General features: G+C 42.4%; 28 protein-coding genes. 17 read left to right on the forward strand and 11 right to left on the reverse strand.

The genetic code is table 11. The features are described from left to right. Positions 1–150: 150 nt before the first annotated feature. Positions 151–387, reverse strand: a complete 237-nt coding sequence (locus F6K51_RS28655; RefSeq protein ID WP_293026515.1) for a hypothetical protein — start codon at positions 385–387, stop codon at positions 151–153. Between the two features lie 189 nt (positions 388–576). On the opposite strand from F6K51_RS28655, the gene F6K51_RS28660 reads away from it, so the two are divergent. Continuing rightward, positions 577–882, forward strand: coding sequence for a DUF4090 family protein (locus F6K51_RS28660; protein WP_293026518.1), 306 nt, complete (start codon positions 577–579; stop codon positions 880–882). Positions 883–1,188: 306 nt separating this feature from the next. Here the strand turns inward: F6K51_RS28660 and F6K51_RS28665 are convergent, their stop codons facing one another. Continuing rightward, complete coding sequence (locus F6K51_RS28665; protein WP_293026520.1) at positions 1,189–2,187, reverse strand: heme o synthase; 999 nt, start codon at positions 2,185–2,187, stop codon at positions 1,189–1,191. 442 nt (positions 2,188–2,629) lie between these two features. After that, a complete protein-coding gene (locus tag F6K51_RS28670) occupies positions 2,630–3,577 on the reverse strand; it encodes a heme A synthase (RefSeq protein WP_293026522.1) in 948 nt (315 codons plus the stop codon). A gap of 604 nt (positions 3,578–4,181) precedes the next feature. Here F6K51_RS28670 and F6K51_RS28675 point away from each other — a divergent pair. The 4 genes from F6K51_RS28675 to F6K51_RS28690 all read left to right on the forward strand — a co-directional run bounded on the left by F6K51_RS28675 (position 4,182) and on the right by F6K51_RS28690 (position 8,036). Further along, on the forward strand, positions 4,182–5,195 hold the full coding sequence (locus tag F6K51_RS28675) for a cytochrome c oxidase subunit II (protein WP_293026524.1): 1,014 nt from the start codon (positions 4,182–4,184) through the stop codon (positions 5,193–5,195). A gap of 197 nt (positions 5,196–5,392) precedes the next feature. Continuing rightward, positions 5,393–7,075 carry a cytochrome c oxidase subunit I gene (gene ctaD, locus F6K51_RS28680; protein WP_293026526.1) on the forward strand — a complete coding sequence of 561 codons (1,683 nt, stop codon included), beginning with the start codon at positions 5,393–5,395 and terminating at the stop codon, positions 7,073–7,075. After that, positions 7,076–7,330 carry a hypothetical protein gene (locus F6K51_RS28685; RefSeq protein WP_293026528.1) on the forward strand — a complete coding sequence of 85 codons (255 nt, stop codon included), beginning with the start codon at positions 7,076–7,078 and terminating at the stop codon, positions 7,328–7,330. It begins immediately after the preceding gene. A 79-nt stretch (positions 7,331–7,409) separates the two neighbouring features. Continuing rightward, positions 7,410–8,036 (forward strand): heme-copper oxidase subunit III, encoded by a 627-nt coding sequence (locus F6K51_RS28690; RefSeq protein WP_293026530.1) that lies wholly within the window; start codon positions 7,410–7,412, stop codon positions 8,034–8,036. 36 nt (positions 8,037–8,072) lie between these two features. Here the strand turns inward: F6K51_RS28690 and F6K51_RS28695 are convergent, their stop codons facing one another. Beyond that, complete coding sequence (locus F6K51_RS28695; RefSeq protein WP_293026532.1) at positions 8,073–8,288, reverse strand: hypothetical protein; 216 nt, start codon at positions 8,286–8,288, stop codon at positions 8,073–8,075. Positions 8,289–8,459: 171 nt separating this feature from the next. Between F6K51_RS28695 and F6K51_RS28700 the strand changes: the two genes are divergently transcribed. Beyond that, a complete protein-coding gene (locus F6K51_RS28700) occupies positions 8,460–8,603 on the forward strand; it encodes a hypothetical protein (protein ID WP_293026534.1) in 144 nt (47 codons plus the stop codon). 12 nt (positions 8,604–8,615) lie between these two features. On the opposite strand, the gene F6K51_RS28705 is transcribed toward F6K51_RS28700, so the two are convergent. Further along, positions 8,616–9,857 (reverse strand): type II CAAX endopeptidase family protein, encoded by a 1,242-nt coding sequence (locus F6K51_RS28705; protein WP_293026536.1) that lies wholly within the window; start codon positions 9,855–9,857, stop codon positions 8,616–8,618. A 769-nt stretch (positions 9,858–10,626) separates the two neighbouring features. On the opposite strand from F6K51_RS28705, the gene F6K51_RS28710 reads away from it, so the two are divergent. The 9 genes from F6K51_RS28710 (at position 10,627) to F6K51_RS28750 (ending at position 17,187) form a co-directional block, all read left to right on the forward strand. Continuing rightward, on the forward strand, positions 10,627–12,363 hold the full coding sequence (locus F6K51_RS28710) for a hypothetical protein (protein WP_293026538.1): 1,737 nt from the start codon (positions 10,627–10,629) through the stop codon (positions 12,361–12,363). Between the two features lie 398 nt (positions 12,364–12,761). Then, the gene (locus F6K51_RS28715) at positions 12,762–13,091 is read left to right on the forward strand and encodes a hypothetical protein (protein ID WP_293026539.1); all 330 of its coding nucleotides are present in this window, start codon (positions 12,762–12,764) and stop codon (positions 13,089–13,091) included. 156 nt (positions 13,092–13,247) lie between these two features. Continuing rightward, complete coding sequence (locus F6K51_RS28720) at positions 13,248–13,760, forward strand: IS607 family transposase (protein ID WP_293026568.1); 513 nt, start codon at positions 13,248–13,250, stop codon at positions 13,758–13,760. Beyond that, positions 13,732–14,868: a transposase gene (locus tag F6K51_RS28725; RefSeq protein ID WP_293026541.1), complete on the forward strand. Its 1,137-nt coding sequence runs from the start codon at positions 13,732–13,734 to the stop codon at positions 14,866–14,868. Before F6K51_RS28720 ends, F6K51_RS28725 begins: the two co-directional genes overlap by 29 nt. Before the next feature lie 93 nt (positions 14,869–14,961). Next, positions 14,962–15,126, forward strand: a complete 165-nt coding sequence (locus F6K51_RS28730; protein ID WP_293026543.1) for a hypothetical protein — start codon at positions 14,962–14,964, stop codon at positions 15,124–15,126. A gap of 47 nt (positions 15,127–15,173) precedes the next feature. Beyond that, complete coding sequence (locus tag F6K51_RS28735; protein WP_293026544.1) at positions 15,174–15,521, forward strand: DUF433 domain-containing protein; 348 nt, start codon at positions 15,174–15,176, stop codon at positions 15,519–15,521. 182 nt (positions 15,522–15,703) lie between these two features. Then, positions 15,704–15,895 (forward strand): hypothetical protein, encoded by a 192-nt coding sequence (locus tag F6K51_RS28740; protein WP_293026546.1) that lies wholly within the window; start codon positions 15,704–15,706, stop codon positions 15,893–15,895. Between the two features lie 850 nt (positions 15,896–16,745). Then, positions 16,746–16,961 (forward strand): hypothetical protein, encoded by a 216-nt coding sequence (locus F6K51_RS28745; RefSeq protein WP_293026548.1) that lies wholly within the window; start codon positions 16,746–16,748, stop codon positions 16,959–16,961. Between the two features lie 85 nt (positions 16,962–17,046). Further along, a complete protein-coding gene (locus F6K51_RS28750) occupies positions 17,047–17,187 on the forward strand; it encodes a hypothetical protein (RefSeq protein WP_293026550.1) in 141 nt (46 codons plus the stop codon). A 63-nt stretch (positions 17,188–17,250) separates the two neighbouring features. Here the strand turns inward: F6K51_RS28750 and F6K51_RS28755 are convergent, their stop codons facing one another. Next, the gene (locus tag F6K51_RS28755) at positions 17,251–18,222 is read right to left on the reverse strand and encodes an aldo/keto reductase (RefSeq protein WP_293026552.1); all 972 of its coding nucleotides are present in this window, start codon (positions 18,220–18,222) and stop codon (positions 17,251–17,253) included. A 148-nt stretch (positions 18,223–18,370) separates the two neighbouring features. On the opposite strand from F6K51_RS28755, the gene F6K51_RS28760 reads away from it, so the two are divergent. Beyond that, positions 18,371–18,544 (forward strand): hypothetical protein, encoded by a 174-nt coding sequence (locus F6K51_RS28760; protein ID WP_293026554.1) that lies wholly within the window; start codon positions 18,371–18,373, stop codon positions 18,542–18,544. A gap of 113 nt (positions 18,545–18,657) precedes the next feature. Beyond that, on the forward strand, positions 18,658–18,978 hold the full coding sequence (cutA, locus tag F6K51_RS28765; RefSeq protein WP_293026556.1) for a divalent-cation tolerance protein CutA: 321 nt from the start codon (positions 18,658–18,660) through the stop codon (positions 18,976–18,978). Here cutA and F6K51_RS28770 read toward each other — a convergent pair. The 5 genes from F6K51_RS28770 to F6K51_RS28790 form a co-directional block, all read right to left on the reverse strand. After that, positions 18,968–19,204 carry a hypothetical protein gene (locus F6K51_RS28770; RefSeq protein WP_293026558.1) on the reverse strand — a complete coding sequence of 79 codons (237 nt, stop codon included), beginning with the start codon at positions 19,202–19,204 and terminating at the stop codon, positions 18,968–18,970. The genes cutA and F6K51_RS28770 overlap by 11 nt on opposite strands. A gap of 118 nt (positions 19,205–19,322) precedes the next feature. Continuing rightward, positions 19,323–20,240 carry a Uma2 family endonuclease gene (locus tag F6K51_RS28775; protein ID WP_293026560.1) on the reverse strand — a complete coding sequence of 306 codons (918 nt, stop codon included), beginning with the start codon at positions 20,238–20,240 and terminating at the stop codon, positions 19,323–19,325. Continuing rightward, the gene (locus F6K51_RS28780) at positions 20,237–20,386 is read right to left on the reverse strand and encodes a hypothetical protein (RefSeq protein ID WP_293026562.1); all 150 of its coding nucleotides are present in this window, start codon (positions 20,384–20,386) and stop codon (positions 20,237–20,239) included. The genes F6K51_RS28775 and F6K51_RS28780 overlap by 4 nt, the downstream gene beginning before the upstream one ends. Before the next feature lie 467 nt (positions 20,387–20,853). Further along, positions 20,854–21,501 carry a Uma2 family endonuclease gene (locus F6K51_RS28785; RefSeq protein ID WP_293026564.1) on the reverse strand — a complete coding sequence of 216 codons (648 nt, stop codon included), beginning with the start codon at positions 21,499–21,501 and terminating at the stop codon, positions 20,854–20,856. Between the two features lie 75 nt (positions 21,502–21,576). Further along, a partial coding sequence (locus tag F6K51_RS28790; RefSeq protein WP_293026566.1) for a hypothetical protein occupies positions 21,577–21,771 on the reverse strand: 195 nt, incomplete at its 5' end.

Consider the following 21,771-nt stretch of genomic DNA (forward strand, 5'->3'; position numbering starts at 1 on the left):
AGGAAGCAACTCCAATGACTAACAATTCGTGATTCGGCCTTCGAGGAGGGTTAGATAAATTTGGCCAAAATTCCGACTATTCGCGCTCCTTTTCTCCCCATCTCCCCATCTCCCCATCTCCCCATCTATTTTCTAGAGAATGAAACAGCCCTACCAGAATTGGGGGGCTAGGGGGGCGAAACCATACCCATAATCAGCAACGCCTAGTTTTTTGGCATCGTTTACGGCGGTGTTCAGGGGAGAAATGCCGTTTTGGTAGTTGTTGATGCCGATGATAAAGGCGAGATTGCGGGAGAACATATAGCGTGCGATTTTATTAAGTACACAATTATGGTTTTTTATGGAACAGGAATTATTAAGGGAGGCAGGGAATATAGCAATTGCCATTCAAACTATTTTTGGCAAGAATGAAACAGCCCTGCCTCCTGGAGGTTAGGGGTGGGTACCCATCTATGTTTTTGCCAGAATGAAATCGCCCTGCCCTTAATAAGAGGGACTTTTGAATCTAATTTCACTCTTTGTTAAGGAAACCGACACCTTGTAAAATACTGTCGTATGTATAAATATGAGCTTACCATGTCTACCGAAACTAATTCCCAGACTAAGAACACTACAGGTGCTGATGCGGTTGATGACGCGATCGCAAAGGGAATTGATTTAGATGGCTCCCCAATCCCCAAAGCTAAGTTAGACCTTTACACTCAAGTGATGGGGTTGGAAGCTCAACGGCAACGGAGCGGTGTTAGCAATACCATGAGATCGAGAATTGTGCGGATTGGAGCGAAGCATATCCCTCAAGCAGAACTCAATCAAATGCTGCTCGATGCTGATTTTACCCCTCTTAAAGACAAAGAGATTGCTTTTTACTACGGACCTAAGTAGGGAGTAGGGAGTAGGGAGTAGGGAGTAGGGAGTAGGGAGTAGGGAGTAGGGAGTAGGGAGTAGGGAGTAGGGAGTAGGGAAATTCGGATCAAAAATTATCACACTTGATTTAGGATCCCTAGAGTATAAATATCAATAGGGTTGGCGAATTGTTACAGCTCTGAGCTAATTCACCAACCCTATTGTAAGTAACATTAAACGTAAGTATTAAGCTATCAGCCCTTCCCTTAGCGGTGGAACAGGCTTCTAGCCTGTAAGGTAGCCATTAGCTGATAACTGATAGCTAAATGCTTACCAGCAAACACCCTAGACTAAATTAATACTTACCTGCTCCAATACTGTGGAAATTGCTTGAATCAAAACTAGGGAATTTTCTGCCACAGTTGCAGTAATTTCCCTGGTCATCGGTAAGCTATCTACTACGATACCGGTACACAATAACATCATGTAGAGAATTGAGTACTTAAACATAGACCGGGCAAGTTGATTGTCTGTAGGTTCCTTAAGGAGCAACCATGCTTTTTTGATAAAAATACTGCCCAAAAGAATAGCAACTATTCCATAAACGACGCCCGATTCTCCTAAAGGATAGATCAACAATAGGGAGGTGGGGACGACTAATAAGGTGTAATACCAAATTTGACGAACAGTAACCTCTTCACCGGCTACTACCGGTAACATCGGTATCCCAACTTTGGCGTAATCCTCGTGAATCATTAACGCTAACGCCCAGAAGTGAGGGGGTGTCCACAAGAACACGATGATAAATAGTAACCAAGGGGCCCAACTCAATTCTCCTGTCACCGCAGCCCAACCCACTAGCGCTGGAATTGCTCCTGCTGCACCACCAATGACGATGTTTTGGGCAGTGTGGCGCTTGAGGATATGAGTGTATATGAGCATATAGAAGATAATGCCAGATAGCGCTAGTAAGGCACTAAGGAGGTTAGCGAAGACTGTTAGCAGGGTGAACGAGAGTATTGCTAATGCGATCGCAAACAGCAAAGCATCACGAGGCTGCACTTTCCCAGAGGGAATGGGACGGTGGCGGGTGCGCAACATTTCATAGTCGATATCACGGTCATAGATGCAGTTAAGTACTTGGGCAGATGCTGCGGCCAAAGTCCCACCGACCAGGGTAACTAGCAATAATATGGGATCGACTTGTCCATCGGATGCCAACCACATCCCTGCTGCTGTCGTAATTAATAGTAGTGGAATAATTCGAGGCTTTGTTAGTTGATAGTAACTTTGAATAACCTCTCTTATGTTTTCATGTTGACGGGTTAAACTAGTCCCAAGCATTCAATTCACCAATTCCTTCTCTAAAAAGTCTCAAGTGTTAAGCATGTTCGTCCTTAGGGTTCCCGTAGGGTAGGAGGAAGCATTAAGGATGAAGGACCAAGGGTGAAGTTTGAAAGATAACAACATAGGGGTTGTTGAGCAACCAATTCATGGTATACTTCTTATGGTCTAATCTTTTCCAGAGGTGCGACCCGTGGCGAATTTAATTCTTAATGGTAAGAGCGCACCTATAGCATCGTTAGCAACAACAAGTAGACCAACAAGTAGACCGAAAATTAGACCAACAAGTAGATAACGGTCCCCAGATCATAGTTTCAAGATGGGATCCCCTAGCGGCTCAATCTTCCGATTCTATTTAGCTGATCTACAACTTATAAAACCGGACTTGATAGTTTACTTGCCAGCTATCACACTGGATACGTCACACTTAATCCTTCACACTTCATACTTCATACTGACTTTGACACTCCACACTTGCGCGGTCACGTAAAGCGAAGACTGTAAACCCTACCAGTACTCCTAATAATGCTGCTCCCACTGCTTGATGGCAGATAGTTAGTAGTTCCACTTGTAGCCTTAACCGGAAGGTAGCAACACCGAGGAGTATCTGTAAAACTACCAAGCTAGCAGCGAGATTAGCTAACTTTCGCAGTACTGGATGTAGGGCTGGTGTCCGGGATGCTATCACCACGACGGCGACAGTTGCTACGGTCGCTGGCACCACACCAGCAATATGGCTATTCATCACGGTACACAGCTGTGTACCGCCAAAACACTGATGCACTGCCCAGCGGGAAGCGACTAGTCCACCTAATAGACTTTGTAGATAAACAAAAATCACTGCGGTTAAGCTCAGCCAAGGTAACTTCCCAACTGAACCTGTCCCTTGATAGGGGGTCAGCAGTGTACCAATCACGATTAGAGTTGAGAAAAATAGCAGTGCTGTTCCTAGATGAGCAGTGACGATATCAAACCGGAGCAGTTCTGTAACCGTCAGTCCCCCCAGGACTCCTTGAAAAATAATTAGCCCTAGAGCAAATGTGGATATCCAGGGCAGCCAGTTGGGTAAATCCCGCCGATGCCACCAAGATAAGCTAGCGAGAGCGATCGCACTAATACCAATCAAGGCAGCATCAAGGCGGTGAAACCACTCTAAAAATACTTGCAAATTCATCTGCTGGCTTGGCACCAGCTGACCATAGCATAAAGGCCAGTCTGGGCAAGCCAGACCAGCATTCATCACCCTGGTAGCACTGCCTACTGCCATCAACAGCAAGGTAGCGATCGCAATTTTCCACACCAAGCTCCGAATCCTGGCCTGAGGCTGGGTCAGGTTGTTGGAGGTTACATCATTCTGATTCTGATCAAGAGCCGATTGAGCTATAGCCATCTGCAATAGGAAAATGCAAACTAAGTTAATCAAATCCCGAGTAGTGGCTCATTTTCGTTGGTAGAAGATTGCCAATCTCAAAGATCATCTCTATTCCTATACCACTGTAACCAGCCTTTTCCTTAATTTCTGAAGCTTTAGAGATTTTTCAGATTGCTATTCCCCTGCCCTAAAGGGTCACAGTTACTTGGACTCAATGATTTACTATTGATTTACTTTTTTATATTTTTTTTAGCTATGTTAAGTTTTATTGAATAAAATCTTAAGTTTTGTTGAAATTTTTCGGGTGCTGTGCCAGTGATCCTAAAAAAAAGTCTAAAAATCTCTAGGTGTGACCCAATCAATTGTTTAGCTGCTTTACCGTAGTTAATAGAGCAAGCTTGGCTTGCTCTATTATCCTCTACTCACGCCCGTCACTGCTAGCAGGCCATCAGAATTGTTGTCTGTAATGTGGACACTATGGGCGGAGTAGCTCACCAGAAGGCTGATTTTCCTTAAAAATATAGCCATGCCCTGACATTCTAGGACACTAAATCGGTTCGTGCCTCGCCTGCCTTGATAATCCCTGTTAGTTTTGTTGATATAAGTATTCAACCCTAATCTCGTGAACATTCCAAGCCAAATTTCAACCCTTATTGCTGGCATTTTCATAACCCTGATTAGTCTCTGGTACGGTCAGAATCATGGACTTTTGCCAGTAGCCGCCTCCTCAGAAGCTGGTGATGTAGATGGTCTGTTCAACCTGATGATGACCATTTCCACTGGTCTATTTCTCCTCATCCAAGGGGCACTTATCCTAATAGTCATCAAATTTCGTAGACAAAAAAATGACCAAACCGATGGGCCATCGACCCATGGCAATATTCCCCTAGAGATGCTTTGGACCGCAATCCCGACGGTGATTGTCTTTGTCCTAGCTGTCTATAGCTTTGAGGTCTACAACTCTATGGGAGGTCTGGATCCGATGGCTTCTCATGACCACCATCGCCAGGAGATTGCCCACAATCATCAGATGTCACCATCTGGACAACAGGGGAATGAAAGTCTGATTGCTATGGCTCCAGGTCAAGGCACAGTTGCCCTAGGTATTGGAGCGCCTCCAGGACAAGAAGGTCAAGGTGAACCCCTAGAGGTTAATGTCGCTGGTATGCAGTATGCCTGGATTTTCACCTACCCTCAAACCGGTGTTATGTCTGGGGAAATGCATGTCCCAGTTGGACAACCGGTTAAGCTGAATATCGAAGCTAACGATGTGATCCACGCCTTCTGGTTGCCAGAGTTTCGGATTAAGCAAGATGCTATCCCAGGTCGGATTAGTCAACTAGGGTTTACAGCAACTAAAGTGGGTGATTACCCGATCATCTGTGCTGAACTCTGCGGGTCCTACCATGGAGGAATGAAAACCAGGTTAATCGTTGAAACACCGGAAGAGTATCAAGCCTGGGTTCAGGAAAATCAATTCGCTAGTGCAGACACCATGGAAAAAGCGGTGGCTGTTAATCCTACGACCATGTCAGAGGGTGAGTTCTTGGCTCCCTATGCCTCTGAAATGGGTATTGATTCCCAAACTCTCCAACACCTAGACCACTCTCACCATCATCCTGGAATTATCCAATAAGTTCATTTAAGAATTAAGAATTTAGAATTAAGAATTTAGAATTAAGAATTTAGAATTAAGAATTTAGAATTAAGAATTTAGAATTAGTTCATTCTCCATTCTCCATTCTCCATTCTTCATTCTTCATTCTTCATTCTTCATTCTCTTGCCTATTGCCTCTTGCCTATCCTTTTAGTTCATCACACCTCCACTATCCCATGACGACGCAATTAGAAAAACCGGAATCTGTCAAAGATGCTGGTCATGTTGAAGAACATGAGCGGCGTTGGCAAGATTACTTTACCTTCAATACCGACCATAAAGTGATTGGGATTCAATACCTGGTCACTTCATTTGTGTTCTATTTCATCGGTGGCGCATTAGCTGGATTAATTCGCACTGAGTTGGCCACCCCAGACCCGGATTTATTGAGCCCTTTAACCTACAACCGAGTGTTCACCATGCACGGAACAATTATGTTGTTCCTATGGATTATTCCGGCTGGTGCAGCTTTTGCTAACTATCTGATTCCCTTGATGATTGGGGCAAAGGATATGGCATTCCCCAAGCTGAATGCGGTGGCATTCTGGATGAATGCTGTGGGGGGTTTGCTGTTAATGAGTAGTTTTTTCGTAGGTGCTCCCGAAGCCGGTTGGACCTCTTACCCCCCTTTGAGCTTGATTAGTTCTCAGGTGGGTGAAGAAATTTGGATTGTGAGCATCCTGGTGATCGGGACTTCCTCAGTGCTAGGGGCGCTTAACTTCTTCACCACTATTGTGAAGATGCGCACACCTACCATGACTATTCATGATATGCCTCTGTTTTGCTGGGCAATGTTAGGAACCTCAATCCTAGTGTTGATTGGTACTCCAGTCCTAGCAGCAGCGTTAATTTTCCTGTCCTTTGATTTAATTGCTGGCACCAATTTCTTTAACCCGGCTGGGGGAGGAGACCCAATTGTCTACCAGCACATGTTCTGGTTTTACTCCCACCCAGCGGTGTACATCATGGTGCTACCGTTCTTTGGGGTAATCTCCGAAATCCTACCGGTACATGCCCGTAAGCCGGTTTTTGGCTATCGTGCGATCGCATACTCCAGTATGTTGATTTGTTTCCTAGGACTAATTGTCTGGGCGCACCATATGTTCACTAGTGGCACTCCTGGTTGGTTGCGGATGTTCTTTATGGCTGCCACCATGCTGATTGCTGTGCCCACAGGGATTAAGGTGTTTAGCTGGGTGGCAACGATTTGGGGCGGAAAAATCAGCTTAAATAGTGCCATGCTCTTTGGTATGGGCTTTATCTCGGCATTTTTGATTGGGGGTCTCAGCGGTGTCATGCTCGCTTCCGTTCCCTTTGATGTTCATGTCCATGACACTTATTTCATTGTGGCTCACTTCCACTACGTTCTATTTGGTGGTAGTGTGCTCGGATTATTTGGCGCAGTTTATCACTGGTTCCCCAAAATGACCGGGCGAATGGTCAACGAAACCTTAGGACGCATTCACTTTGTGTTGACCTTCATTGGTCTAAATATGACCTTTTTGCCGATGCATGAGCTAGGTCTATTGGGTATGAACCGTCGGGTTGCTATGTATGACCCCCAGTTTCAAAGCCTCAACATGATCTGCACTATTGGCTCCTATCTTCTAGCGGTTTCTACCATACCCTTTGTGATTAACATCCTCTGGAGTGTGAACCGTGGTAAAATCGCTGGTCGCAATCCTTGGAGAGCTCTGACATTAGAGTGGCAAACTACCTCTCCTCCTGCTATTGAGAACTTTGACGAGGAACCCATTTTGTGGTCCGGTCCTTACGAATACGGTATCGACAGTTATAGTGTTGACACCGATAAACAGGTCGAGGAGTTGCTGGTTGAAGTTAAAGGAGATGTTGGGTAAGTGTGGGTTGAAGGTTGTTTGGTTGAAGGTTGTTTGGTTGAAGGTTTGTTTTGGTTGAAGGTTGAAGGTTGTTTGGTTGAAGGTTGTTTGGCCACGCTACGCGAACAACCTGTTAACCTACCCTACGGGAACGCCAAGGGCGAACAACCTGTTAACCTACCCTACGGGAACGCCAAGGGCGAACAACCTGTTAACCTACCCTACGGGAACGCCAAGGGCGAACAACCTGTTAACCTTCAACCTTCAACCTGCTAACCTTCAACCTCCTAACTTACCATAATCGAAGCTCAACAGGCACAAATGTCAGCTGAAGAAGATTAATTCAAAGGAATTTATGCAAGGCTCAACGATTGATCCGTCTAAAACTAGCCTCAACTATCATCATGAGGTTGAGGCGGCAGAGGTACATCACGAGGAGCATCCGGATTTTCGGATGTTTGGTTTGGTGGTGTTTCTGGCTGCTGATAGTATGACCTTCTTGGGAATGTTTGCCGCTTTTTTAATTTATAAAGCGACCATGCCAGCTTGGCCTCCAGAGGGTACAGAATTAGAGTTATTGGTGCCAACAATTAACACCATTATCCTGATTACTAGTAGTTTCGTCATGCACCGGGGCCAGAGTGCTATTAAGAAGAATGATGTCTCTGGTTTGCGACTCTGGTTTGGAATCACTGCTCTGATGGGTGCGATGTTCTTAGGAGGACAAGTCTATGAGTACACTCATGTAGACTTTGGTCTGACTACTAACTTATTTACCAGTTCTTTCTTTGCCTTAACTGGTTTCCATGGTCTTCATGTTACTTGCGGACTCGGGTTAATTATGTTAGTATTAATGCGATCGCTAAATTCAAAGCACTACTCCAGTGAAGAGCATTTTGGTGTAGAAGCCGCAGAACTCTACTGGCACTTCGTTGATGTGGTGTGGATTGTTCTGTTTGTAATCGTGTATTTGATTAATTAGTTTTCGCCACAGTTTTCTTAACAAAGTTTTGATGCACTACCCCCCGATTGGGGGGATTTTTTTTTGAAGGTTAAGCGGTTGGAGGTTAGCAGGTTGAAAGTTAGCAGGTTGTTCGCGTAGCGTGGCCAATAGGCCAAGGTTGTTCGCGTAGCGTGGCCAAAGGCCAAGGTTGAAGTAGGGTGTGTTAGGGGCGGACTTGCCCTGATGTTTCACCTCGTGGCCAGGGCTGGGATAGTCCGCCCCGTAACGCACCACCAAAAGTTGAAGTAGGGTGTGTTATACTAAGTTGCGATCAAAGGTACAACTTTATCTGCCCCCAATCTCCCCATCTCCCCATCTCCCCATCTCCCCATCTCCCCATCTCCCCATCTCCCCATCTACTATCTTTGAATGCAACTCGGTATTAGGGGCGGACTTGCTCTTATGTTTCGCCTCGTGGCCAGGGTTGGGATAGTCCGTCCGGAAATGAAACGGGCAAGATGCCCGTTCCACCAAGATGCCTGTTTATGGATGGTGGTAGCGCTAATCCAAACAGCACAGGTGAATTTAACCCGTTGGATTCCTTAGAATTTTAATCAATCACTTAGGATTTCTATAGTAGGGAAGGATGTCATCTTGTTTAGGAAAATTTCGATATAAAAATACCATGATAACGGCAAACGATATAGCTGCTACAATTGCTTTTTGGCCTAATAATGGTTCCATTGAAGCTTGATAATCGTTTATCGAAATTAATTCACCGTTTGATATACTATAGTATTGTCCAATCATAGAAATTGTCACAATAGTATTGTGAAGACTATGACAAATGATTGGTACTATTAATTTGCCAGTTTTAAAGTATAGAACACAATATATAGTTCCTAAAATGAACAATGGTACAATATTCAAATTCAAATGGCAAATCGCAAATAATAAAGATGAGGTTAATATTCCAGCTTGAATACCCCATTTTATTGCCCAATTCTGCAAGATTATACCACGAAAAATCAGCTCTTCAAATAACGGAGCAAAAACAATCGTCGAAAAGCTAAAAGAAAGTATCCCGATAGTATTTGTAAATTCTGATTTATTAATTAATTTTTCAAAAACATAATCTGGAACAATTAAAGAAAGATAATATAAATTCAACGAATGACAGTTCCAAGCAAATATATAGTTAAAAAATACTATAAATAAAATTAGTTTTAGATTAATACTTTTTGGTTTAAAAATGCCAAAATTATCAAAATTAAATCCAAATTTTTGGAGATGTTTAAATAAAAAAAATCCGGTTAAACACTCTAATATTAGAATAAATACCATGTCAAAATTGGCATTTTCGAAAATCCCAAAGCAATTCCAATTCACCAATAAAAACAATACAATATCTATAATAATAAATATTATTAATAATATGACCGATAATAAAACTGGAAAAGCTATAAACCAATATAAGCAAAATTCAGTAATATTAAGCTTATTGAAGGGGAAATTTATTGAGTTTTTCCCCAATGAGTTTTCTGAATAAAAATTAGTTCTCTTGTCGGGCAAAAGTAATAGGACTGATAATCCCAAAATACTTAATAATCCGAACCATCCCCACTTACTTGGATATCCCTTGTCGTAACTATATAGACGGCATCCTTTGAGAAGAGGTATATATCCATATCCTATTGTTAATATAGTTAAAGAAATTAAAAATCTAGGAAATGGTAATGAAAAACCTTCACAAATCAATAAAGTTAATACACAAATTAATAACGGAATAAACTGGAAAGCTAATCCACAAATAATGAGATCGAAAGATGCATTTTTGGAATTGGTATTATTGATTGTCATTGCCTAAATAGGGAATAAACTATTATTGTTAACGTGAATTAGACGAACTCTACAACACTGAAATAAAGACGCTCGAATAGCTGTGAAGCAATTAGATTTCAGCCACCTATGACGAGAATTGTATAGTGAGAGGAGATCACACGCATTTTCCGTGAGGTAGAGATTTTTGCTAATTTTTTCAGCACTATTGGCAAAAAACGTAGTATTACTTGAATCTAATTCCTCCGATATGAGTACCACAACTAGTTTTGTAATTTGCTGCTTCTCAAAGCATTTCATCCCAATGGCATAGAGAGGATTGACAAAAACAGAGGGAGTGGGCAAGCTTGAAAGCAGAAACCACTTATCTGAGGGGGCGACATGCGCCCTAAAAAGCTGACTATATAAGCCTTTGAGGCCAATGAGCTATGGCTTGATACAGTCGGAAATTGACCCTCGATTCATATTATGGAAGCTCAAACCCTTATAACTATGTCCAAGGTCGTGCCCAAAACAGCATGTATATTTTAGGTGCGACCCGTGGCGAATTTAATTCGCCAAGTAAGAGCGCACCTGAAGTAACTTATGGACTGAAATTATTACCCAGTAAGGATTTCAGCTTGCATGTCGCCCCCCCAGAACCACTTATATAGCGTTTCTCATAGTAATTAAATACACAAGATTTTTTCCCGATTCCCGATTCCAGACTCCCTATTATCGATTCCCTACTCCCTACTCCCTACTCCCTACTCCCTACTCCCTACTCCCTACTCCCTACTCCCTTTACTAAATGATTCTCCGTATTCACAGATTCCTAACAACTCCTTGTAACAAACGATTTACTCCTCAAGTTATCTTTTGGTTTAGCCTCAGCCTAACCTTTACGGTAGTGTATAGTCTGCTCGCACTACGGGAAGCCTTCAGCGGTGAGTATATTGTCCAAGATGATGCACGACAACATATATTTTGGATGATGCGATTTCTTGATCCAGAGCTGTTTCCTAAAGACTTAATTGCTGATTACTTTCAAACGGTTGCTCCAGCTGGCTACACTACAGTCTATCGAGTGATAGCAGCATTGGGTGTTAATCCATTGCTATTTAACAAACTCTTACCGGTAGTGTTGAATCTGGTTAGCGCTAGCTATTGCTTTTGGGTATGTCTGGAATTGTTGCCAGTACCGGCAGCTGCCTTTAGTGCTACCCTGTTGCTGTCTCAAGCGTTGGGTATGACTGATACGGTGGTGTCTGGAACACCGAAGGCGTTTGTCTATCCCCTATTGTTGGGGTTTATGTATTACCTAGTGCGGGGGTCATTGTGGTTTTGTTTGGGTGCGATCGCACTCCAAGGTCTATTCTATCCCCAGTTAGTCTTTATCTCTTCCGGTACCTTAGTTTTACGACTATTTGAATGGCGCAATGGTAAGTTAGGGTTATCCCAAGAGCGACGTTGGTTGTGTTTGGCCGGTTTGATAGTAGCCTTTTTGGTGATGCTGCCCTATGCTCTCAAAACCAATGAGTTTGGTCCAGTGATTTCTGTCGCTGAAGCCAGACAGTTACCAGAGTTTTTTCCAGGGGGGCGATCGCGTTTTTTTTATGACGATGATCCCGCTAAGTTTTGGTTAAAAGGCAGAAGCGGAATTCGTCTGACTTCGATTCTTACTCCAGCTACTAATGCAGCGGGATTTTTACTGCTGCTCTTGCCCTTATTTCCCAATAAATTTCCCTTAGTAAAGCAGATCAGTAAAGAAATTACCCTTTTGCTCCAGATGGCGCTAGCGTCTCTCGGGATGTTTGTTGCTGCTCATATTTTGCTATTTAAATTGCATCTTCCTAGTCGCTATACTCAACATAGTCTGAGAGTGATCATGGTGCTAAGTGCTGGCATAGTTTTTATCATTCTGATTGATAGCGTATTTAAGTGGGCAAGCCAGTGTAGTCAAAGCGGTTTTTCTAGAACTTTTTCTATACCTAAAGTTATCGCGATAGCAACTACTACGATAATTGCAGCAGCATTAGTATTATATCCTAGTTTTGTGGATGATTTTCCCATTACTGCTTATAAAGTCGGGGATACTCCATCCTTGTATAATTTTTTTCAACAACAACCGAAAGATAGCTTAATTGCTTCTCTGTCTCCAGAGATGAATAATATCCCCACCTTTGCTCAGCGTTCGGTTTTGGTAGCGAGTGAATATGCTATTCCTTACCACGTCGGATATTATCAGAAATTTCGACAACGAACTCTAGACTTAATTGATGCTCAATATAGTGCTAATCTCTCCGTTGTTAAGGAGTTTATTAAAAAGTATGATATTGATTTTTGGGTACTAAACCCAATTGAGTTAAAGGCTGATGCTATTAAAGATCGCAAGTGGTTGAAGCAGTATCAGCCAGCAGCTAATAATGCTATTCAACAACTTGAACAAGGGATAAAACCTGCTTTGGAAGAAGTGATGGCATCCTGTTCGGTTTTTGAAACTAAGGGATTGGTGGTTTTGGAGGCGAAATGTATTGTTAGGGAGTAGGGAGTAGGGAGTAGGGAGTAGGGAGTAGGGAGTAGGGAGTAGGGAGTAGGGAGTAGGGAGTAGGGAGTAGGGAGTAGGGAGTAGGGAGTAGGCAAAAGGCAACAGGGAAACAATATTGTTTTCTTCAGCTATTAAAAAAATGCTATATTACTTGATTGAACTTGATTAAATTACTGCTCCATAAATTTCGTAAATAGCTAATCGTTAAAATTGCCAACAGTAAAATTATTTATTTGTTAAATACTGTAAATAAATCAAAAAAAATATTGACAAGTTTGTTTGTATTAGTAATAATAAAAATGTCTGGTGTTTCGATATGATTATCGGACAAAAAGCCGCGCTTGAGAGCATCATTACAAGAGCGCGGCTTATTCCCCAAGTACATTGGAGCTAATTCCATGATGGCAAAAAAACGCTCAACTGATCATGCTATCTATTACCAGCGATACTTAGACCGCATGGCACAACTAGCAGGGAAGAAACCCAGCCGCCCACAATCCTATCCTCGTCCTCTAACTGACTTAGACAGAATCCTGATTCAACTGTACAGTAACTGGCAACTAGCCATGACACCAAAGGAATTCATGTCGAAATGGGAGGTTAGTCGAGAAGACATAGCATTAATCTGCTCCCGCTCCATCGCAACAGTTAACAGCTGGTTTGCTGGCACTAACCGCTATAAAGCTCCTGCTGCTGACGTCTTACGAGGTGTAACTATTAGCATTTAATCTTATCAAACCTTGTCATACCTTTACAAAGGTTTTACTATAGATTTATCAAGTATTAAGACTAAAAAATATGTCACCCCAAAAGAGGCAGCCGAATATTACGGCGTCTCGATCACAACTCAATGACGATGGGACAAAGACGGAAGGCTCGACAGTATTAGAACCCAAGGCAATCAGAGCAGGTTCTGCATTGAAGGAAAAGACCCGAAAAGTAAGCCCGTTATCGGTTATGCACGGGTCTCTACCCATTCCCAACGAGATGACCTCGACAGACAAGCTCAATTTTTACGGTCAAAATACCACTACGCTGAAATTGTTTCAGAAGTTGGATCACGACTCAATTTTAGGCGGCGCAAATTTCTCAAAATATTGGAGCGAATATACTCGTCTGATATCTCAGCATTTGTCGTTGCCTATCCAGACAGAGCAGTCAGATTTGGGTTTCCATTACTTGAATGGTTGTTCCAAAAAGGTAAGGTCAAACTCGTGGTTCTCAATGAACGCAAGCTGTCCCCAGAACAAGAGCTTGTCGAAGATATCTTGTCCTGCCTCCACTGTTTCTCTGCTAGGCTTTACGGACTCGGAAAATCTCAAAAGCAAGTCACGCAAGCGGTACAAGACAAAATCTCGGAACCAGACGATGAAATTGACACCAAACAGTGTCAATAAAATCAGGGTGTTTCCTTGTAAAGAGCTTCACAAGATTTGGAAAACTTGGCTTAATGCATACAGGTGGATCTACAACTGGTCTATCGCTACTATCAAAAATGGCTATGTTGGTAGTGCTTATGATCTACAAAAACTGGCTAGAAACTCTGATAGACCAGAGTGGGTAAAAACCCTACCCGGACATCAATTACAAGAAGCTGTTGCCGATGCAATTGATGCGTCAAAACAAGCCAAAGCTAATGGAGGTTTTGCTAAATTTAAGTCTTGTCGAGAAACAAGTCAGGTAATCAAATTCAAAGCGGGAAACTTCAAGAAAGGTTCTTGGTACCTAAGAAAGGTAAAAGGCTTGTCTTTCCGTTCACCTCAAGGCTTTCCTGATCAATGTATTTACGGGACCCAGCTAGTGTGGATAAAGGGAAAATGGTATGGTATTTTTCCTGAATACATTGAGCCGACTCCTACGACTGTTGACAAGGTGATAGCTTTAGACCCAGGGATTAGGACTTTCTTGACTGGATTTGATGGCTTCAGTTATCTCGAAATAGGGACTGGTGATATTGGTAGAATCCAAAGACTTTGTCAACAGTTAGATCGTTTGATGAGTCGTATTGACTTAAGCTCTGCCAAACGTCAGAGACGAGCAATGAGGAAAGCTTCCCATCGGTTACGCCAAAAAATCCAAGATTTGATCAAAGACTGCCACAACAAGTCAGCTTCTTTTCTTGTTAATAACTACAAGCTGATTTTTATTCCGACATTTGAGACCTCTCAAATGGTAGTGAAGTCAGCCAGGAGATTAAATAAGAAAACAGCTCGTAACATGCTCACTTGGAGTCACTATAAGTTTCGTCAACATTTAATACAAATGGCTGATCGAAATGACGTGAGAGTGGTCTTAGTTAATGAATCTTACACAAGTAAGACTTGTCCAGAATGTGGTCAAATTCACGAAAAATTAGGCGGTAACAAAAAATTTCAATGCCCAAAATGTGGTTTCTCGTTACCACGGGATTGGAATGGCGCGCGAAACATAATGATTCGCGCTTTGTCGGCAACAACCACCAGGTTTTCATCTGGTGCTATACAGGTCATTCCTGCTGATGAGTAGGTTTGTACAGGTTAAATGTTGCACATCTTGCCCTGATGGATTTTTTGTTAGAAAATTTCGATGCTATTCCTAGGGAGTTGTTGGAGCGATTATGTGGAAATAATCTTGAAGGTTATTCGCCGTAGGGATAGTCGTAAACAGGTAGACACCGTGGTGCGTTACGGGCAGCAACCTAACGCTGGCTATGGAGAAAATGAGGGCGAGCCCTTCCCTAACGCACCCTACGTCACTGTCGGGGTTTACACATCAATAACCTAAAGACTTCTGTTTACAATAAAACTTACTAGTTTATTGACCTAATGATCATGTCAAATCAAGCTTTAACAGACTATTTCAACTTTCTTGCTCCTACTGACATTCGCCTCAAAGGAACAAGAATTGGTATTGAAACCATATTATATGACTATCTAGACTGTCATAAAACGCCAGAAGAAATTGCTCAAGCTTATACATCATTAACTCTAGAACAAGTCTACGCTACTATCCTGTATTACCTGCAAAATCAAAACGCTGTGAGCGAATATATGAAAAACTGGCTCTTTCATGGTCACACTATGAGGGAGCAGCAACGACTCAATCCGCCTCCTGTTTCTGAGAAAGTGCGCCAATTAAGAGCAATAAGAAAAGCTAGGGAACAAGGTAATGAGTATTAACTATCTAATTGATGAAAATGTTAATTTTCTCTATCTGTAATTATTCAGTTATCAGCTATTAACTATCAGTAAATTGATTACAACGTTCAGATAAACAAGGGAAAAAGCCCTTTATATTTATTCTAAACCAATCAAAAGCAATTGTTACCAACTCATATCTTATTCTCTACCCCAAGCCAGATTTGGAAAACGCCATAAACCAAAATCCCAACTTGGACAAATTGCTGATAGAAGCGCTTAACCAGATTACTGGGAAAGCTATGGTTGCTGAAGGGAGAGTTTATGGTGGAGCGATGTATAAATTAGAACCGAAGGAACTGGCTAATGTGCCAGCATTTGAGCTGCAGGGGTTGCTATCAACAGGTTCTAAGTAAGGGGAGCATCTCAAAGTTTTAAATCTATAATTCAGGGAACAAGAGTTGTGTTTTATGCTTCCATCGGAGTATCTTGGCAAAATAAAGTTAGATGCACCCTCTCACCCCTTAATGGTCAGGTAGTGGTACACAAGTAGTGATTTTAGCTCCTGTTACTTTGACCAGACTGTAGCCAAATCACTACTTGTTGATCACTACCAATGGTCAAAATTTACAACAACTTTAATTTTAATCCCGAGAATGTGAAGGAATTGTGTTGACATTACAGCAAGTCATCATTTATGATTAATGTAAGATCCAATCAGACTTGACACAATAGTATTTTTACTGGTAAGCTTTATATAGCTATACCCAAAAGCTTGGCATTTCAGATTTTTTGTAGTCTGATTGGATCTAACAATCGACTCATTATTCTGATTGGCAGCGCTTGGTAATGCTCCAAATCTGGAAATGGTCGATGTAAGAGGTATTCTTCAAAAGCCAGTGAGTCATACCAATAACTCTTCTACCCTTCTAGAAGGCTACGCCAACACACCCCTAGGTGAGATTATCACCATTTACGTTATATAATTATAGGAACCATTATCATAAATATCTCAAAGTTGTAAATCTATAACTTAGGGAAGTGGAGGAGTGTTTTAGCCTTCAATGCTCGTAGTCATTGCTATGTGTACCACCGTGTATCTGTGTGATTGGCTGTGTTTTGCCTGGTTGCCATATAGGTGGACTAGTTGCAGATTTTCATACTAGAAAGACTCAGCCAGAATCAGTTTCGCAGGCCGTTTCTGGCTGCTGTCCTTCTAACAACGAATACAAACTACCTCGGCTCTTCTAGGGCCGCTAACTCCCTATGATATCACATCAAAATCCCCATTTCAATGTGGAGGTTAGCCAGGTTGTTAATACATCAACAGGTGCATCAACTCCCGATACACCTCCTGGCGCTCCACTTATCCCCCTGATCCAAGGTGGAACAGCAGTGGCTGCAGTCATTGCCTTAACCGTTTACTCTAAAACAATTATCGAAGCGATAACCAAGTTAGTTAAAGAAGCAAAGGAGGATTGATCACTCGATAGCCTAAATTGATCAACTTGGGTTATCGTCGTTAATTACCTTTAATCCCCAGATAGCCTAAACAACTATCTGGGAAATGGTTTTGGTTACTAACAGTAAGCAATCAGCTTTCAGCAATCAGCTTTCAGCAATCAGCTTTCAGCAATCAGCTTTCAGCAATCAGCTTATGCGCTACGCGCACGCTACGCGAACAGCCATTGGCAGTAAGCCAGGCTAAGAGAGCTTTTGAATAAAATAAGTTGACCGCTGACCACTGACCGCTGACGTCAAGAAGTCAGGTTTAAGCAGTCCCTGAAAGACCCCACATCACTGGATTATCATCTAAATGGTCTGTAACCAGCCGTCCAATCTGATCAATTTCTTGTAGCTCATCAGCAGACAGCTTAACGTCAAAAGCTTGAGCATTGTCAATAGCTTGGGCACTATTTCGGAATCCTGCGATCGCATTAGTTTGTGGCTGAGACATCAACCATGCCAGAGACAACTGAGCCAGGGTACACTGATGACGCTCTGCAATTGGTCGTAGCTGAGCTAATGCTTGCTGTGCTCGTTGATAGTTATCACCGTTGAACAACTTATTTTTGCTGCGATGATCCCCTTCTTCAAACTTGTGCTCTGGATCAAACTTGCCAGTTAATAATCCCTGAGCTAAGGAAGAATAGCCAATAATCGAGATATTGTGCTCTACACAGAAAGGCATAGCATCTTGCTCCACCTGACGCCAAAACAGAGAGTAGGGAGGCTGCAGGCTATCAATTCGTCCGTACTGAGAAGCTTCTGCTAACTGGCTGCGGGAAAAATTGGAGACTCCAATTGCCCGAATTTTGCCTTGCTCTTTCAACGTATTGAGAGCGCTCATGGTTTCCTCAATTGGCACTACCTCACTTCCCAAGGTGCCAGAAGGCCAGTGAATCTGGTAGAGGTCGATATAATCTGTCTTCAGATTTTTTAAGGAACCCTCACAAGCCTCGATCACCTGGTCATATTTAAGATGATTAGCACACACTTTGGTAGCATAAACCAGTTGGTCGCGTACCTCTGCTAGAGCCTGACCAACAATTTGTTCCGAGTGACCCTTCCCGTAAAGTTCTGCAGTATCAACCGTAGTTATCCCCGCCTCAAATCCTGCTCGCAGCCCTTTTATGGTCTCAGCATCTTCAATGCCTACCCACCTAGATTTACCGGCCTGCCAAGTGCCCATGATAATCGGGGTGATTTTTACCTCCGAAGTCCCTAAGGCTCTGGTTTCCATCCTTAACTCCTTTAACTTTTTCGGCCTTACTTAATCATGGAATGATTTTAAGAGTTTTGTGGAATGGGCATCAGGCGTGGAATGGGCATCAGGCGTAAAATGTGCATTAAATGTTAAATGTGTATTAAGCGTGTAATGGACATCAAGCGTGGAATGGACATCAAGCGTGGAATGGACATCAAGCGTGGAATGGACATCAAGCGTGGAATGGGCATTAAGCGTGGAATGGGCATCTTGCCCGTTACAATTTTCCGGCAGGCAGGATGCACCCCACCAAAACGAGACGATCGCCCATTCATACTCTAATTCAGCAACGTCATAATTCTAAGGGTTTTCTGTATAAAACATTAATTTTAACCGTTTTCTGTGTAAAACATTTTAAAGTGCGGAATCTGGTTTAATATATTCCCGGGTCAAAAAAAATTGAGCAAAAGCATGAACATTGTTTTAATCCTTGTCACCTGTCCTGATAATGCTGTTGCCCATGATCTGTCTAATCAGCTTCTCCAGCGTAGAGAGGCAGCATGTGTGAACATTATTCCCGGGATCTCTTCAGTTTATTGGTGGGAGGGTGAGGTTGAGTCCTCTTCTGAAGTGCTGCTAGTAATCAAAACAACTACGGAGCTGATCTCTAAAGCAGAGCAGACTGTAACTAATTATCATCCCTACGATACCCCTGAATTTGTGGTACTAAGTACACAGCATGTCAACGAACAGTATGCAGCTTGGCTGATTAATAATGTCGCTATTGCCTAAAATCCGGTAATTTCTGGCAATAGTTGGGGCGTTGCGTCAGTCTTCGAATGAATAGGAGTAGAGTGGGCATCCTGCCCGCGCGAAAATAAGGAGGAAACTGGCAAGATGCCAGTTCTACACAAGATGCCAGTTCTACACAAGATGCCAGTTCTACACAAGATGCCAGTTCTACACAAGATGCCAGTTCTACACAAGATGCCAGTTCCACGCCTGATGCCCATTCCACAAAACTCTTAAAATCCTTCCATTATTAAGCAACGCCATAGTTATAATTATATCCTTATTCCCGATTCCCGATTCCCGATTCCCGATTCCCGATTCCCTAGCAGAAGGAAGCTATGTTTTTATAACTGATTATCTGAACATGATCTAATTTCCTCCCGATCAACTCCAGTGATATTAGCAACTTGTTCAACATCCATCCCTGATTGCAACAGATTGACTATAATTTGTTTCACTTGTTGCTGGGCTTGTTCTTTTGCTTCCCGTTCCTGTTCTGTATCAGTCAGAAGCCAATTTCCAGAACCATCACACCAGCGTAACCAATTACGAGTTATGCCAGCATAATCTCCCCACCACAAGCCCACACCTATGTCTAGTTCTGGAATCCAAATCTGGGGTGGGTCAGCTAAAATTCCTTGCTCTTGGTAACCAGCTCCGATTAATTTGAAAAACCGAATTTGGTTGGTATAGCGACTAAACACGAGATAATAAGGTACCCGTAATCGTTGCTGATAGACTTCCCACTTGGAAGGAATAGTTTGATGGGTAAGCTCACTGCTACTATTACTAGTTTTATTACTATCTTGTGGTTGAATCTTATCACTATTTCCATCAACTCTTATAGATGCTTGAGATTCTTGCTCTAGGTTATCCCCCAAGTCGTCTTTTGCAGTTGTCGGTGATAGCAATTCTACAATTATAAAGGGATTAACTCCTTCTTGCCAAATTACATAGCTAGATCTAATATCAGTGCCTTCGTATAAACGGGGAACTCCTACCACTAAAAACCAATCCGGGCGTTTATACCATTGAGGATGGCGCACATCATAGTAAAGATTTAAATCTTTACCAATAAATACTTCCTCAGAAGGGTAATACTGACAACGAAAGGTGCGACTTAATAATTCTGGTTGTAAATCGTGAAATTCGTCTGGCAAACCAGGTTCCTCCGGATTCTCACTTGGCAGGTCATACATGCTAGGTAGCGTTTCTTTAGGAGAGGCAGGAGCTTCACTTTGGGGAATCAAGTTTTTAGTCATTTTTTTAGGGAGTAGGGAGTAGGGAGTAGGGAGTAGGGAGTAGGGAGTAGGGAGTAGGGAGTAGGGAGTAGGGAACAGGGAATCGGGAATCGGGAATCGGGAATCGGGAATAGTAGGAAAGATATCAGAGTTGTTTTTATTATCAAAAATTATTGAACATAAATTTATTATAATTTATTTGTTGTAATTTCAAGTTATAGTATTTTTTTTATGCTTATTTTTTGAATGTTAATTGCTAATAGTCTAGCGTTTATTATCCTGATCAGGTACATTCAATTTTCTGTAAGCATTCAGCCGTCAGCCGTCAGCCGTCAGCCAAGGCCAAAGGCCAAAGGCTAGGCTACGGGAATAGCCAGGCTAAGGGAATGGCTCACGCTACTTGAGGTGCTGACGTAACAGAGATTAAACCAATGCTTACTTGTTTTATTCAAAAGCTGTTCGGTGTAGCACCTCAAGTAGCGCATTAGCTGATAGCTGACGGCTGATAGCTGATAGCTGAATGCTTACAATTTTCTTCCCCCTGCTCCCTGCTCCCTGCTCCCTGTTCCCTGTTCCCTGTTCCCTAAAATCCAGAAATTGTATACCTCACCCAATTGATAACTACTATAAAACTTCAATCCAAATTATTTTGTTTTCTAACCCAAGCCCTAAACGCCCGTAATGTTGCTGTTTCGCCATCGACTAAACTTTGGTTAATAAACCTAGGAATAGCATTCAAAGGCATCCAAGGGAAGGTTGGACTCTGATTTACTTGATTATAAATTAAAATCGGTTGTTGTAGCACAAAAAAATCTAATTTTTGTCCATTATAACGCCAAAATTCAGGGACACCAAGCGCTGCATAAATAGGACGCTTATCTAAATAACCACTGGTGATATCGACTTCTAAGACTAAATCAGGCGGTGGGTCATGATCTAAATTAATGGTTTGCTTATGTCTTACCAATGGCTCATTTTGGAGATAGTAACAGGAGTCAGGTTCTGCACCTTTTAACCGTGTTTCTCGCTTAAGAGTCAAGGAGCCAAAGGTTTTGATAGTTAGATTTAATTCATCAGCGATCGCACCAATCAAGCGTTCAATAAAGCGGTTATTATTTTCATGGGGGCCTAAGGGAGTCATAATTTCTAATGTTCCGTCATCGTAAGCCAAGCGAGTGGAGCGGTCTTCTCCTAATTCTGTGAGTAATTGTTCAAAGATATGCCAACTGACATTGTTGCAAATTACCCGCTGTTCAGCCAGTTCATAATTTCCTGTGATCATGGGATGGGATTACCTCTTTAGGATTACTTTTATTTATAGCAGTGCTCAATTGGTTGAGGGACTTTTTACTGGGTTTTAGGGAGTAGGGAGTAGGGAGTAGGGAGTAGGGAGTAGGGAGTAGGGAGTAGGGAGTAGGGAGTAGGGAGTAGTGAGTAGGGAGTAGGGAGTAGGGAGAAGGGAGTAGGGAGTAGGGAGTAGGTAGTAGGGAGTAGGGAGTAGTAGCAAAGGGGACAGATTTTTATGGTTATGATAAGTTAATGTTAATGCATT

It is taken from the genome of Moorena sp. SIO3I8 (assembly GCF_010692325.1).
Taxonomy (GTDB): Bacteria; Cyanobacteriota; Cyanobacteriia; order Cyanobacteriales; family Coleofasciculaceae; genus Moorena.

Excerpts from the sequence above, each read along its gene's own strand:
- F6K51_RS28745 (WP_293026548.1), top strand. The coding sequence starts at position 16,746 with ATGATATCACATCAAAATCCCCATTTCAATGTGGAGGTTAGCCAGGTT.
- F6K51_RS28725 (WP_293026541.1), top strand. The coding sequence starts at position 13,732 with ATGAAATTGACACCAAACAGTGTCAATAAAATCAGGGTGTTTCCTTGT.
- F6K51_RS28690 (WP_293026530.1), top strand. The coding sequence starts at position 7,410 with ATGCAAGGCTCAACGATTGATCCGTCTAAAACTAGCCTCAACTATCAT.
- F6K51_RS28785 (WP_293026564.1), bottom strand. The coding sequence starts at position 21,501 with ATGATCACAGGAAATTATGAACTGGCTGAACAGCGGGTAATTTGCAAC.
- F6K51_RS28660 (WP_293026518.1), top strand. The coding sequence starts at position 577 with ATGTCTACCGAAACTAATTCCCAGACTAAGAACACTACAGGTGCTGAT.
- F6K51_RS28755 (WP_293026552.1), bottom strand. The coding sequence starts at position 18,222 with ATGGAAACCAGAGCCTTAGGGACTTCGGAGGTAAAAATCACCCCGATT.
- F6K51_RS28655 (WP_293026515.1), bottom strand. The coding sequence starts at position 387 with ATGGCAATTGCTATATTCCCTGCCTCCCTTAATAATTCCTGTTCCATA.
- F6K51_RS28750 (WP_293026550.1), top strand. The coding sequence starts at position 17,047 with ATGGTTTTGGTTACTAACAGTAAGCAATCAGCTTTCAGCAATCAGCTT.
- F6K51_RS28775 (WP_293026560.1), bottom strand. The coding sequence starts at position 20,240 with ATGACTAAAAACTTGATTCCCCAAAGTGAAGCTCCTGCCTCTCCTAAA.
- F6K51_RS28705 (WP_293026536.1), bottom strand. The coding sequence starts at position 9,857 with ATGACAATCAATAATACCAATTCCAAAAATGCATCTTTCGATCTCATT.
- F6K51_RS28710 (WP_293026538.1), top strand. The coding sequence starts at position 10,627 with ATGATTCTCCGTATTCACAGATTCCTAACAACTCCTTGTAACAAACGA.
- F6K51_RS28715 (WP_293026539.1), top strand. The coding sequence starts at position 12,762 with ATGATGGCAAAAAAACGCTCAACTGATCATGCTATCTATTACCAGCGA.
- F6K51_RS28665 (WP_293026520.1), bottom strand. The coding sequence starts at position 2,187 with ATGCTTGGGACTAGTTTAACCCGTCAACATGAAAACATAAGAGAGGTT.
- ctaD (WP_293026526.1), top strand. The coding sequence starts at position 5,393 with ATGACGACGCAATTAGAAAAACCGGAATCTGTCAAAGATGCTGGTCAT.
- F6K51_RS28735 (WP_293026544.1), top strand. The coding sequence starts at position 15,174 with ATGTCAAATCAAGCTTTAACAGACTATTTCAACTTTCTTGCTCCTACT.
- F6K51_RS28700 (WP_293026534.1), top strand. The coding sequence starts at position 8,460 with ATGTTTCGCCTCGTGGCCAGGGTTGGGATAGTCCGTCCGGAAATGAAA.
- F6K51_RS28670 (WP_293026522.1), bottom strand. The coding sequence starts at position 3,577 with ATGGCTATAGCTCAATCGGCTCTTGATCAGAATCAGAATGATGTAACC.
- cutA (WP_293026556.1), top strand. The coding sequence starts at position 18,658 with ATGAACATTGTTTTAATCCTTGTCACCTGTCCTGATAATGCTGTTGCC.